The organism is Cytobacillus sp. GQ23 (assembly GCF_059758675.1).
On record NZ_JCAXER010000003.1, the window covers coordinates 70,150 to 82,997 of the forward strand.

Consider the following 12,848-nt stretch of genomic DNA (forward strand, 5'->3'; position numbering starts at 1 on the left):
TCAAGATTTTAATTACTGGATCTGTTCTTTTCTTTGGCAGCTGTTAAAAGTGCTGTATATCGTGCAGCGTCTTTAGGTTCCATCTTCTCCATAATGGCAGCCAGCGTGTCAGAATTAACTGTTGATAATATTTTTACAGCTTCTTCATCCTTCATTTCAGTTAAAATAGGTGCTGCTTTTTTAGCAGAAATTCTTTCATAAGTCCTTACGATGTCTTTAAACGCTCGCTTGTTTTCTTCCTTAATAGCCGTAAGCTCGCTGATTTCTTCCTCCAGCCTTTGCTTTTCCAGTCCTGCTCTTTCTATTTCAACCTCTTTGCTGTCAAGCTCGCTTTCCAGCTGGAAAATCCTTGCTTCACGATCTTTTACTTCTGCCCGCAGGCTAATGAGCTGCTCCTCCATCACTTCCTGTGAACGGGATTTTGTATCATCAAAAACCTCAGCTATAAAAGGCACCTTCTGGGTAAATTCTTTAGCTGTATCAAAAATGTTGTTTCCTGTTATTGTAAAAATCAGCAGGGCTACGGTTATTCCGAAAAGGATGGGGATTAAGAATGCATATATAAACCATTGAAACCTGCTTGTTTTGGGAGTCTCTTGTTCTTCCTGCATTTTTTTCATTTAACCACCTAATCTCCCCGATTCATAAACAGCTGAATCGAGATCTCATCCATTTGCCTTCCTTCTGCTTGCTTCATGCCTTCCAGAAAAAATGCTAAATCTTTTTCCTGCATTTTTTCATACTTTTTTACTTCAATGTTTTTTTCCATTAGTTTTTCCTGCTGAAAATTCATTTGGTTTCTTGCATTCGCCACCATCTTTTGATAATGATCAATCGTCTTCTCAAGGCTGCTCACAAAATGCTGGTGATGCCTGATTTCCTGGACCGGAAGTCCATTTTCCAGTCTTGATTGCTGATATTCTTCCAGATCTTCTTTCTTTTTCAGCAGATCGTATAGTTTCTTAGCAGTTTCTTCGAATCGTTTTACAGCCTGATTGTATATATCGAACGCCTGATCTTTTTCTTTTTCTTTGATCTTCAGGATTTTATTGAATTTAAATTGGTACTGCATTTTTTATTCCCCTTTACCAGCTAATCTCTTTAATTGGCTGATGCTTTCCAAGATAGAAATTTTTTCATTCGTTTCTTGTTTTAAAAAAGAGATTATCGAAGGATACAACTGTATAGCTTCGTCTATTTCCATCGATGAACCCCGTTTGTAAGCTCCAATATTAATTAAATCCTCTGCATTGATATATGTGCTTAACATCTCTCTCACTTTTTCTGCTGACTTAATATGAAAGGAATCTGTAATATGATTCATTACCCGGCTTACGCTTTTTAGGACATTTATAGCTGGATATTGCCCCTTATTTGCTAGCGATCTGTCCAGAACAAAGTGTCCATCCAGTATTCCCCTGACTGTATCTGCAATCGGCTCATTCATATCATCCCCGTCCACCAGCACGGTATAAAATGCCGTTATAGAGCCATATTCATTTGTTCCGGTTCTTTCCAGAAGTTTAGGCAATACAGCAAAGACAGATGGGGTATACCCTTTCGTTGTTGGCGGTTCTCCGACTGCAAGGCCTACTTCACGCTGAGCCATTGCCACCCGTGTTACCGAATCCATCATTAGCATGACATTTAAGCCCTTGTCCCTGAAATATTCAGCAATAGCAGTGGCTGTATATGCCCCTTTAATTCTCATGAGTGCCGGCTGATCAGAAGTAGCAACCACCACGATGGATCTTTTCAAACCTTCCGGGCCTAAGTCCCTCTCAATAAATCCCCTGACTTCTCTGCCTCTCTCCCCAATAAGAGCAATCACATTTAAATCGGCATTTGTATTACGGGCTATCATTCCAAGAAGTGTGCTTTTCCCGACACCGCTTCCTGCAAAAATCCCGACTCGCTGACCGATTCCTACAGTAAGCAGGCTGTCGATCATTCTTACACCTACTTCAATAGGCTCAGAGATCGGCGGCCTTTTCAGCGGATTAGGAGGAGTTTGTTCCGTTAGAACTGGCTTCAGCCCTTTTGGGAGCATAGACCCATCGAGAGGCTGTCCGAGTGAGTCTATTGCCTGTCCGATAAGAGCTGGGCCTATCTTCACCTCAAGAGGTCTAGCGGTTGTTTCGACAAGAGATCCTGGTGATATGTCCTGTACATCTGTATAAGGCATAAGGATCACATTCTCATTCTTAAACCCGACTACTTCCGCCTGGATCTTTCTTGTGCGCCCATTACCGATATGGATAATGCAGACATCCCCGATTGAACTTTCCGGTCCTTGTGACTCAATCATCAGACCCACTACTCTTTTTACCCTGCCAAAACGCTTAAAGCTATCTACTTTTTCAATCTCGCTGATCAGCTGTTCAAGCTTCAATTTGATTCACTCTCCAGCATCTCAAAGAGTTTACTTTTTATTTCTTCAAGCTGGCTGTCAACACTGGCTTCAATTCTTCCGTTTGCTGATTCAATGACGCAGCTTGTATTGCTTAATTCCTCATCTGGATAAATATATAAATCTGTCTCTTTAGGAAAAACGCGGATTAGTTCTTCCTTATGAGATAGAACCAAGTCATAATGCACTGGGTGCACATGAAGCTGTATCTCTGTGTATTCTCTTGCTTCCTTTAGAGCCCTTTTTACAATAGAAAGAAATTGGTCACTGTCCTGTTCTAGAACTTCACCAAGTATTTTCCCTGCAACCTTTAATCCAAGATCCAGAATGGTCCGTTCTGATGATTCAATGTGCTGCTGATAATCATGTTTGGCGGAGTCTACCACTTCTCTTGCCATCTGAATCAGGTCAGTGTATTCCGTAAGAGCACTTTGTCTGCCTTCTTCTGCTCCAGCAGCAAATCCATGTGTTCTGGCTTCTTCAAAAACTTTTTGTTTTTCCTGTTCAAGCACCCCTCGCTGCTCTTCCATTTGCCGGGCCAAATTTTCTGAATCTATTCTTGCAGTATTGACAATCCATTCAGCTTCCTCATGGGCCTTGTTCAGCATGGCTTGAACCTCTTCATAGGGTCTCACTGAACACTGCTCCACTTCCTCTTCATTGTGGTTTAAATGGCTGTGCAGATGTCTGATCGAAATGACTTTTTTTTCTTCAATTGGCACTGCAGGTGAGTATGATTTTATTAGCCTAGACAATAATATCCTCTCCTCCGCCGCGGGCGACGATAATTTCCCCTGATTCTTCCAATCTTCTTATAATGCCAACGATTCTTGATTGTGCCTCTTCAACATCTCTTAGTCTCACAGGACCCATGTATTCCATTTCATCCTTGAAGGTTTCAACCATTCTGGAAGACATGTTTTTAAAGACAATTTCTTTAACTTCATCACTCGATACTTTCAGCGATAGCATGAGGTCTTCACTTTCACAATCACGGATGACACGCTGTATTGCGCGGCTGTCTAGGGTAACGATATCTTCAAACACAAACATTCTCTTCTTAATTTCCTCAGCAAGCTCTGGATCCTGAATCTCCAGTGCATCCAGAATTGTCCTTTCTGTTGCACGGTCAACTCCATTAAGGACATCAACCACCGATTCAATCCCGCCGGTCTGAGTATAATCCTGAGTTACAGTAGAAGACAGTTTTCTTTCAAGTATCTGTTCAACTTCATTAATGATCTCAGGAGATGTACTATCCATTACAGCAATCCTTCTTGCAATATCCGCCTGCATTTCCTGCGGCAGCTCTGACAGAATTTGCCCGGCCTGTGCAGGATCCAGATAAGACAATATCAAGGAGATGGTTTGCGGGTGTTCATTTTGAATAAAATTTAGAATTTGTGCAGGGTCAGCCTTCCTCGCAAAATCGAAAGGTCTTACCTGAAGAGAAGACGTCAGCCTGTTTATAATGGCTGAAGCCTGCTCAGTACCAAGTGCCTTCTCGAGAACTGTTTTTGCATAGCCAATGCCGCCCTGTGTTATATAGTCCTGTGCCAGGGCAATTTGATGGAATTCTTCGAGAATTTCTTCTTTAGCGAACGAATCAACTTTTCTGACCCCGGAGATTTCCAGGGTTAATTTTTCTATTTCTTCTTCACTTAAATGTTTATAAACAGAGGATGCAACATCAGGACCGAGTGAAATAAGAAGAATTGCCGCTTTTTGCTTACCTGTTAGTTCTCTTTGTTCTTTTTTTGGCATTTTTTATCCCCCTTAATCTTCTGCGATCCATGTACGCAGCAGCTTTGCAAAGTCTTCAGGCTTTTCTTTTGCCATTTTCTCCAGCTGTTTACGCCTCATTGTACTTTCCGTTTCATGCTCTTCATTAACATCCGGTATGTTGACTGTGTCCAATGCATGTGATTCTATCTCTTTTTCTTGTATATGGTTCTTTCTGGCTTTTATAAAAAGGAAGATTAATAGAGCAATTATTAAAAGAAGCATTCCCCCAATTGCATAAATCCACCAGGGAATCTTGGTGCTTGTCTCATTAGGGAATTCAACTTTACCATTGAACGGCTGTACAGAAACAGCGATTTTTTCCTGAATCGCGTCGTCTGTTAATTCCTCTTCAACTGCAGAATCCTTATTAATTGTTGTGCGGACCACAGTCCCAAGAATTTTTGTAATATCATTAATTCTTTCCTGCGGAAGTGATGCAGGATCATCCGCAGTCGGGGGTTCCACCATTACCTGGATCCCTAAATCCCTGACTTTATATGGACTTTCAACTATTTCTTTGCGAATTTTATTAACTTCATTATTAATAGTCTCTTCTATTCGTTCATAATCCCCGTTTGAATTTCCAATTTCTTGGTAAGAACCTGCATCAGTACCGGCAGGCTCGTCGTTTCCTCCAGCAGGAGTAAATCCGCCTGCAGCATCACCGTTTCCAGTAAACGTTTCCGTTATCTTTTGAGCACTGATCGCCAGCCCTTCCATATTTTCTTCATCAACAGGTGCAACAAGGTTCTCTTCCCTGTTTTCCTGGGTAAAGTCAATATCGGCTGTTACTGATACAACCACTTTATCCTGGCCCATTAAAGTCCCCAGCATGTTCTGCACCTGGCGCTGTACATCCCGCTCGATTTCTTTCTTGATTTCATGCTGTGCCGCAAATGTGCTTTCAGGTGAAGAATTTTGTTCATTTTTCAAATCAAAATACTCAAAAAACTGGTTGGTAATGACGATATTATCAGTGGGAAGGTTTGGTATACTTTTCGAAGCCAAGTGGTAAAGCGCCTGAATTTGCGATTCTTCAAATTGGTGTCCTGGTTTTGTGTTAAGAACAATTGAAGCAGAGGCTTCCTCTGATGGATCATTAACAAAGATGCCTTTTGCCGGAAGGTTAATCATTACCTTGGCATCATTGACACCTTCGATCCCTTTCATTAAATTTGCAAGCTCAGTCTGCATTGCTTCCAGCTTCAGAACATTGAACTCATTTTCAGTCATGCCAATTCCGGCATTTTGGCTAAAAAATGAATAATCAATGCTGCCCGACTTCGGAATTCCTTCTGCAGCCAGCTCTACTTTCAGAGTATCTACTGATTCTTCAGGTACTTTAATTGTTGTTCCGCCATCTGCTATTTCAGATACAATTCCTCTCGTATCAAGACTTTCTTTTATCGTTCCAGTTTCAGAAGGTGTCAGGTTGCTGTATAGAGGAACGAGATTGGTTCTGGTACTGAGGATAGCAGCAGCTGCAATCAGCAGTATACATAATGCAGCTGCACCAATCATTATAGTTTTTTGCTTTTTTGACCTGCTCACCCAGTAGGCTTTCAAATTGCTTATATATATCTGTAGCGTCTCTTTCATCCCAATCCTCCGGTTATTCTGTCTTAGCTAATAACCGCCATAACTAGTTTTTAGCTTTAATCATTTTCTTTCATTAAAAAATTGAAAAAACCCCACCTATCAGAGGATTCTTTCAATTTTCTAAGTTTTTCAATGGAAGTGCCTTAGTATTAAACCTGCATTCTCATCGCTTCCTGATAAGCTTCTATTACTTTATTTCTGATTTCGAGAGCTGCCTGCATCGTGATGCTCGCTTTCTGTGAAGTAATCATCACCTGGTGAAGATCGATATTTTCTCCCTTTGCAAGCTTTTCAGTCATAGCGTCTGACTGAATCTGTGCATTATTTATTTTTTCAATTGATTGCTTTAAAACCGACGAAAAACTTTGCTGAGCATCGAATGATGTATATGTATGAGTCTTTTGGTTTTCAGCGGGCTTTATTGTATTCACTGGCATAAACATGATATTTCTCATTTAAAGGTTCTCCTTATTTGCCGATTTCCAATGCTTTCATCATCATGCCTTTAGAGGCATTAAAAACCGTAACATTAGCTTCATAGGATCTTGTTGCACTAATAAGATCTGCCATTTCTCTTAAAGGATCCACATTTGGCATTTCAACATATCCATCTTCATTAGCATCAACATGCGAAGGATCATAAACCATTTTAGTTGGGGTTACCCGATCTTCTACAATTCTGGACACCTTTACCCCGTTCCCTGCAGAATTTCTCCCCTTTTGGCTTATGGCCATATTCAAGAAAGATGAAAATTGCCCTTCTTTCGGTTCCAGTACCACTGACTTCCTTTTATAGGGTCCGGCTCCATTTATACTTCTTGTAGAATCAGCATTAGCCATATTAGAAGAAATTACATCCATCCGGAGCCTTTGGGCAGTTAGAGCCGATGCTGTATTATTCATACTATGAAACATAGACATTACTATTTGCCTCCCCGCAATACATTCTGCAGACTGGAAAACTTGCCGCTTACTCGTTCAATAACTGCATTATAGTAAATCTGATTTGAAGCCAGATCCGCCATTTCCTTATCCAAATCAACGCTATTGCCGTTATGGTTGTAGGAAGAATCAGGTTTTGTTACTATACCTTGCCCTGGAGATGAAGCGTTTTTAAACTCGTAATGTCTGAAATCACTTTTGTTTGCTTCCATTGAATCATTTAAAACACTTTTGAAAGCTGCTTTAAAGCTTGCATCTTTTGCTTTATAGTTTGGTGTATCAGCATTTGCAATATTTTGTGATATTACTTTTTGTTTGAGCGATGAATAATTAAGTGCTTGTTCTAATGTAGATAGAGTGCCAGAAAACAGCTTCAATCAAAACACCTCGAATAAAAACATTTTTATATGGTAATAATTGTAGAAATTTGTTGATAATGGACAAAATATGTCATCATAAACATTATTGTAATGAATACGAAATAATATGTCTATGTACATAAGAGTAATTTTACTAATACTTTTGGCCTATTTTCGACAAATCTTTAAAATATGCTGAAAGTTACATAAGGTAATTGGATGTATTTACCATAATTACTCCACACCTGATTCCTTCCGAATTTTATTGACATCCACTATAGTAGATCTTTTAACCTATATAACTGATTGATATATTTGAAATTTATATAACACATGACCAATGAACTTATAAAAAATGTTTAAAATACATAAATTTACCAGTATTAAATGTAATGAATTTGTAACAAAAAAACCCGCCACTGAGGGTCGGGTTTAAAGAAATTTATTAGTTTGATTTCAGCTTTTCCAATTCAAACAGGAATTTGTCATTTAGGACTTTGATATAAGTACCCTTCATTCCTAAAGAACGGGACTCAATGACTCCTGCACTTTCCAGTTTTCTTAGAGCATTAACGATTACAGAGCGGGTAATGCCTACACGATCTGCAATTTTTGATGCAACAAGAAGTCCTTCATTGCCGTTAAGCTCTTCAAAGATATGCTCAATCGCTTCAAGCTCACTGTAAGAAAGTGAACTGATTGCCATTTGTACAACCGCTTTGCTGCGCGCTTCTTCTTCTATTTCTTCCGCTTTTTCACGCAGAATTTCCATGCCAACTACTGTCGCACCATATTCAGCAAGAATTAAATCATCATCATGGAACTGTTCCTGTAATCTTGCAAGAATTAGTGTGCCAAGACGCTCCCCGCCGCCAATGATCGGAACAATCGTAGTCAAGCCACTGGCAAAAAGTTCTTTATTTTCTACTGGAAATGCAGTATATTCACTCTCCATATCCAGATTAGAAGAAGTTTCCTGGATGTTAAATAAATTCTTCGTATATTCTTCAGGGAACTGACGATCTTCAAGCATTTGTTTCATGCGCTCGTTTTCGATTTGCTGATTTACAGCAAACCCAAGCAGTTTGCCTCTGCGGCTTACTACGAAGATATTTGCTTCGATTACATCGCTTAGTGTTTCTGACATTTCTTTGAAATTAACCGGCTTCCCGGCTGCTCTTTGAAGCATTGCATTAATTTTTCTAGTTTTTGTTAATAAATCCATTGTATTTCCTCCTATTTGCTGCAACCCATAAACATATATTTTGTTAAAATTAAATAAGTTATTGCTGTTGTTGACTTTTTTCAGTATTCATTTTTCGATACCCTTTGCCTTTGTTCTTTAAACAATGAGGTCACAGTATAAACTGGCTTAAATCCTTATTGCGGGAAATGGCACCGAGTTTCTCCTCAACATATTGAGGGGTAATTGTGATTTTTTCCATGGTGATGTCCGGTGCTTCAAATGATAAATCTTCAAGAAGTTTTTCCATGATTGTATGAAGACGCCTTGCACCAATATTATCCGTATTCTGGTTAACTTCGAAAGCAAATTGAGCAATCCTATGAATAGCATCGTCAGAAAATTCAATTTGTATACCTTCTGTTACCAATAATGCTTCATATTGTTTAATTAATGCATTATCGGGCTCCACAAGTATCTTGTAGAAATCTTCCACAGTCAGCTTAGTCAGCTCCACACGGATCGGAAAACGTCCCTGTAATTCCGGAATCAGGTCAGAAGGCTTTGCCATATGGAAAGCACCTGCAGCAATAAACAATACATGGTCGGTTTTTACAGATCCGTATTTTGTTACTACTGTTGAACCTTCAACCACCGGCAAAATATCTCTTTGAACCCCTTCCCTTGAGACATCTGCAGATGAACCGCCACTATTTTTGCTGGCAATTTTATCGATTTCATCAATAAATATTATTCCTGACTGTTCAGCACGGAAAACAGCCTCTTGGCCGACTTCATCCATATCAATCAGCTTTTGGGCTTCTTCATTTGTTAAGATCTTTCTGGCTTCTCTTACAGTCAGTTTTCTTTTTTTCCTTTTCTTAGGCATAAGATTGCTTAGGGCATCCTGCATATTCATGCCCATTTGCTCCATTCCTGAGCCCTGAAGCATGTCAAACATGGAAGGCTGCTGCTCCTCCACTTCAACGGTAATAACTTCATTTTCCAATTCGCCAAGTGCAAGCTTTTCTTTTACAATCTTGCGCTTTTCCTGGAGGTTTAAATCTTCTGTCTGATACGTATCCTGCTGCTGATCATTACCTCCGCCAAATAGCATTTCAAGTGGATTTTTATAATTAGCTGTTTTTTTGGCACCAGGTACTAGCAGTTCAAGTATGCGGCGATTGGCATTCTCTTCTGCTCTTTCCTTTACACTGGCCATCTTTTCTTCTTTTACAAGACGGACTGATGTTTCCACAAGATCCCTTACCATGGATTCAACATCTCTGCCGACATAACCAACTTCAGTGAATTTAGTTGCCTCCACCTTAACAAATGGTGCACCCACCAATTTAGCCATTCTGCGCGCAATTTCAGTCTTTCCTACTCCAGTTGGGCCGATCATCAATATATTTTTAGGATTTATTTCTTCCCGCAGTTTTTCTTCAAGCAAGCTGCGGCGATAGCGATTTCTAAGAGCTATAGCAACCGCTTTTTTTGCATCTTTTTGACCGATAATATATTGATCCAGGCGCTCAACAATTTGGCGTGGAGTTAAACTTGTTCCTTTACCCATGTAACAGCACTCCTTTTATTAGAGTTCTTCCACAATAATGTTGTGGTTTGTATATACACATATTTCGGCAGCCATTTCCAGAGAGGCCTTGGCGATTTCTCTTGCTGACAAGTGTTCACCTGCAAATCTTTTTAGGGAACGTCCAGCTGCAAGAGCATAATTGCCTCCTGATCCAATAGCCAGAATCCCATCATCCGGCTCAATAACTTCACCTGTACCGGAGATGAGCAGCAGACTATCACTATTCATTACAATAAGCATTGCTTCAAGCTTGCGCAGAACCTTATCGCTTCTCCATTCTTTTGCAAGCTCTACAGCTGCTCTCTCAAGGTTTCCATTATACTCTTCAAGCTTTCCTTCAAACATTTCAAATAACGTAAATGCATCAGCAACTGAGCCTGCGAATCCTGCAAGCACCTTCCCGTTGAACAGCTTTCTGACTTTTTTTGCAGTGTGCTTCATTACAACTGCATTTCCAAAAGTAACCTGGCCGTCGCCGGACATTGCACATTCTCCATTATGATGCACAGCAAATATTGTTGTTGCATGAAATTCGGACATGAAAGACTCCTCCTTTGGAGCATATTGCCTTTAGATTTTTCTGCAGACTATTCGTTATTGGCTTTTTCCGCTATGCTCGCGGATGATGGGCCAAATAAGTTTTTTTCAAGTATTCATTCGTAACATGTGTATATACCTGGGTTGAAGATAGAAATGCGTGTCCAAGCAATTCCTGGACTGTTCTCATATCAGCCCCATTAGCCATTAGATGCGTCGCAAATGTGTGGCGAAGCATATGGGGGTGGATTTTGCCTGTTAAGGATGATTTCTCTATCATCCGGTCAAGAATGGTCCTGATTCCTCTTGCTGTAAGAGGACCGCCCCGGGCATTCAGAAACAAATTTTCCTGCACATTCCCATTTCCAAGCAATTCTTTACGTCCATGGTTTATGTATGTTTCAATTGCGTCCTGGGCGAAGCTTCCGAAAGGGACATACCTTTCTTTGCTGCCCTTTCCCCTTACAAGAACCGTTGATAAATGCATATCCAGGTCCTTTAAGCGGATTTGACTGCATTCACTAACGCGGATGCCGGTTGCATATAATATTTCAAGAAGGGCTTTATTTCTTTGCCCCAGAGGAGTGGCTGATTCACAAGCATCAAAAAGCTGTTTCATTTCTTTTTCATAGAAAAATTCCGGCAGCTTTTTCTGTGCTTTCGGAATGGAAACAAGTGCGAATGGATTCTCAGCAACTATCTCTTCTCTCAGCAAAAATTTAAAAAAGCTCCTTAGGCTTGATATTTTTCTCGCAACTGACTTGCGCGACATCTTTTTTTCGAAAAGATCAGTGAGATATATCCTGACATCCTGATACTCGACCTTTGTTAAGTCTGGAATCGCTTGTTCAGACATGAACATAAAAAACTCACTAATATCATACTGGTAATGTTCAATAGTATATTGTGAATAATTTTTCTCAATTTGTAAATATTCAATAAACAACTTTAAAGAAACGTTCACATTTTCAGACATTAAATGTTCACCTCGCATGGGCTACTAAATATTATCACAACTCAGCAGCCCAATGCAACATAATTTACAAATTTTTCATAAAGTTCTGAATTGTTCCTAATGCTCTTTCAGCATGCTTTTCATTTCTTTCTTTTTTTCCTCTTATTTTTTCGGGAAGTTCAGGGAATAAACCAAAATTAGCATTCATAGGCTGGAAACTCTTCGGGTTTGCTGTGGTAATATAACGTGCCATGCTTCCTATCGCTGTCTCATGAGGAAACTCTATTGGATCTTCGCCTAATACAATCCTTGCAGCATTAATGCCTGCCACAAGTCCGCTGGCTGCCGATTCAACATACCCTTCAACTCCGGTCATTTGCCCTGCAAAGAATAAATCATCCCTATTCCTGAACTGATATGTTGCACGAAGGACTTTTGGAGAATTGATAAATGTATTCCGGTGCATAACACCATATCTTACTATCTCTGCATTTTCAAGGCCAGGAATCAAGCGGATTACCTCTTTTTGTGGACCCCATTTCAAATGTGTCTGAAAACCTACAATATTATAAAGCGTTCCTGCTGCATCATCCTGGCGGAGCTGGACAACTGCATATGGCCTTTTTCCTGTTTTAGGATCTTCTAAACCTACTGGCTTCATCGGTCCGAAAAGCATTGTTTTCTTTCCTCTGTTTGCCATCACTTCTATTGGCATACAGCCCTCAAAAAAGATTTCCTTTTCAAATTCCTTTAGCGGAACTGTTTCCGCGGAGGTAAGAGCCTCGTAAAAGCGGTCAAATTCTTCCTCCGTCATTGGACAATTGAGATACGCCGCCTCTCCTTTGTCATAACGTGATTTCAAATAAACTTTATTCATATCAATTGAATCTTTTTCGATAATTGGAGCTGCTGCATCATAGAAATATAAATAATCTTCCCCGGACAGCTCTTTTAATTTTGCTGATAAAGCTTCACTTGTTAGCGGTCCAGTAGCGATAATAGTTGGCCCTTCCGGAATATCCTTCACTTCTTCGTTAATGACCGTTACATTCGGATGGTTTTTAACTTGTTCAGTTACACGGGCTGCAAAATCATGGCGGTCAACTGCCAGTGCTCCGCCTGCTGGAACTGCACTGCTGTCAGCTGAATGGATGATAACAGAATTCAGCTTTCTCATTTCTTCCTTTAATACCCCGACTGCATTTGTTAAAGTATTTGCACGCAGGGAATTGCTGCAGACAAGTTCTGCAAATTTATCAGTGTGATGAGCAGGAGTCTGCCTTACCGGCCTCATTTCGTAGAGCCTTACCTTGATCCCTCTGCTCGCAAGCTGCCAAGCTGCCTCACTGCCTGCAAGACCTGCGCCAATTACATTCACTGCTGTATCTTTCATTAATTAAACCTCCATATATCCTATGATGACGATGTCATGAATAATTAATATTTTTAGGAACAGTCTCTCTTACTTTACCCTGTTCTTA

General features: G+C 40.1%; 14 protein-coding genes. All 14 read right to left on the bottom strand.

All coding sequences use genetic code 11. The features are described from left to right. Nucleotides 1-8: 8 nt before the first annotated feature. The gene (locus AC6CHU_RS03300; RefSeq protein WP_159862668.1) at nucleotides 9-620 is read right to left on the bottom strand and encodes a MotE family protein; all 612 of its coding nucleotides are present in this window, start codon (nucleotides 618-620) and stop codon (nucleotides 9-11) included. A gap of 8 nt (nucleotides 621-628) precedes the next feature. Next, the gene (gene fliJ, locus AC6CHU_RS03305; protein WP_159862667.1) at nucleotides 629-1,072 is read right to left on the bottom strand and encodes a flagellar export protein FliJ; all 444 of its coding nucleotides are present in this window, start codon (nucleotides 1,070-1,072) and stop codon (nucleotides 629-631) included. Nucleotides 1,073-1,075: 3 nt separating this feature from the next. Beyond that, a complete protein-coding gene (fliI, locus tag AC6CHU_RS03310; RefSeq protein WP_159862666.1) occupies nucleotides 1,076-2,392 on the bottom strand; it encodes a flagellar protein export ATPase FliI in 1,317 nt (438 codons plus the stop codon). Next, on the bottom strand, nucleotides 2,389-3,165 hold the full coding sequence (fliH, locus tag AC6CHU_RS03315) for a flagellar assembly protein FliH (protein WP_159862665.1): 777 nt from the start codon (nucleotides 3,163-3,165) through the stop codon (nucleotides 2,389-2,391). The genes fliI and fliH overlap by 4 nt, the downstream gene beginning before the upstream one ends. Beyond that, nucleotides 3,158-4,174: a flagellar motor switch protein FliG gene (gene fliG, locus AC6CHU_RS03320; RefSeq protein WP_498120025.1), complete on the bottom strand. Its 1,017-nt coding sequence runs from the start codon at nucleotides 4,172-4,174 to the stop codon at nucleotides 3,158-3,160. The genes fliH and fliG overlap by 8 nt, the downstream gene beginning before the upstream one ends. Before the next feature lie 12 nt (nucleotides 4,175-4,186). Then, nucleotides 4,187-5,794, bottom strand: coding sequence for a flagellar basal-body MS-ring/collar protein FliF (fliF, locus tag AC6CHU_RS03325; RefSeq protein ID WP_498120027.1), 1,608 nt, complete (start codon nucleotides 5,792-5,794; stop codon nucleotides 4,187-4,189). A gap of 149 nt (nucleotides 5,795-5,943) precedes the next feature. After that, on the bottom strand, nucleotides 5,944-6,249 hold the full coding sequence (gene fliE, locus AC6CHU_RS03330; protein WP_498120029.1) for a flagellar hook-basal body complex protein FliE: 306 nt from the start codon (nucleotides 6,247-6,249) through the stop codon (nucleotides 5,944-5,946). A 13-nt stretch (nucleotides 6,250-6,262) separates the two neighbouring features. Further along, complete coding sequence (flgC, locus tag AC6CHU_RS03335; RefSeq protein ID WP_498120031.1) at nucleotides 6,263-6,715, bottom strand: flagellar basal body rod protein FlgC; 453 nt, start codon at nucleotides 6,713-6,715, stop codon at nucleotides 6,263-6,265. A 2-nt stretch (nucleotides 6,716-6,717) separates the two neighbouring features. After that, nucleotides 6,718-7,113: a flagellar basal body rod protein FlgB gene (gene flgB, locus AC6CHU_RS03340; protein ID WP_159862660.1), complete on the bottom strand. Its 396-nt coding sequence runs from the start codon at nucleotides 7,111-7,113 to the stop codon at nucleotides 6,718-6,720. A 427-nt stretch (nucleotides 7,114-7,540) separates the two neighbouring features. After that, nucleotides 7,541-8,320 (bottom strand): GTP-sensing pleiotropic transcriptional regulator CodY, encoded by a 780-nt coding sequence (codY, locus tag AC6CHU_RS03345; protein ID WP_159862659.1) that lies wholly within the window; start codon nucleotides 8,318-8,320, stop codon nucleotides 7,541-7,543. A gap of 130 nt (nucleotides 8,321-8,450) precedes the next feature. Beyond that, a complete protein-coding gene (hslU, locus tag AC6CHU_RS03350) occupies nucleotides 8,451-9,854 on the bottom strand; it encodes an ATP-dependent protease ATPase subunit HslU (protein WP_159862658.1) in 1,404 nt (467 codons plus the stop codon). Nucleotides 9,855-9,872: 18 nt separating this feature from the next. Then, nucleotides 9,873-10,415, bottom strand: coding sequence for an ATP-dependent protease subunit HslV (gene hslV, locus AC6CHU_RS03355; protein ID WP_159862657.1), 543 nt, complete (start codon nucleotides 10,413-10,415; stop codon nucleotides 9,873-9,875). 70 nt (nucleotides 10,416-10,485) lie between these two features. After that, on the bottom strand, nucleotides 10,486-11,388 hold the full coding sequence (gene xerC, locus AC6CHU_RS03360) for a tyrosine recombinase XerC (RefSeq protein ID WP_159862656.1): 903 nt from the start codon (nucleotides 11,386-11,388) through the stop codon (nucleotides 10,486-10,488). A gap of 64 nt (nucleotides 11,389-11,452) precedes the next feature. Continuing rightward, nucleotides 11,453-12,760: an FADH(2)-oxidizing methylenetetrahydrofolate--tRNA-(uracil(54)-C(5))-methyltransferase TrmFO gene (gene trmFO, locus AC6CHU_RS03365; RefSeq protein ID WP_159862655.1), complete on the bottom strand. Its 1,308-nt coding sequence runs from the start codon at nucleotides 12,758-12,760 to the stop codon at nucleotides 11,453-11,455. Nucleotides 12,761-12,848: the final 88 nt, after the last annotated feature.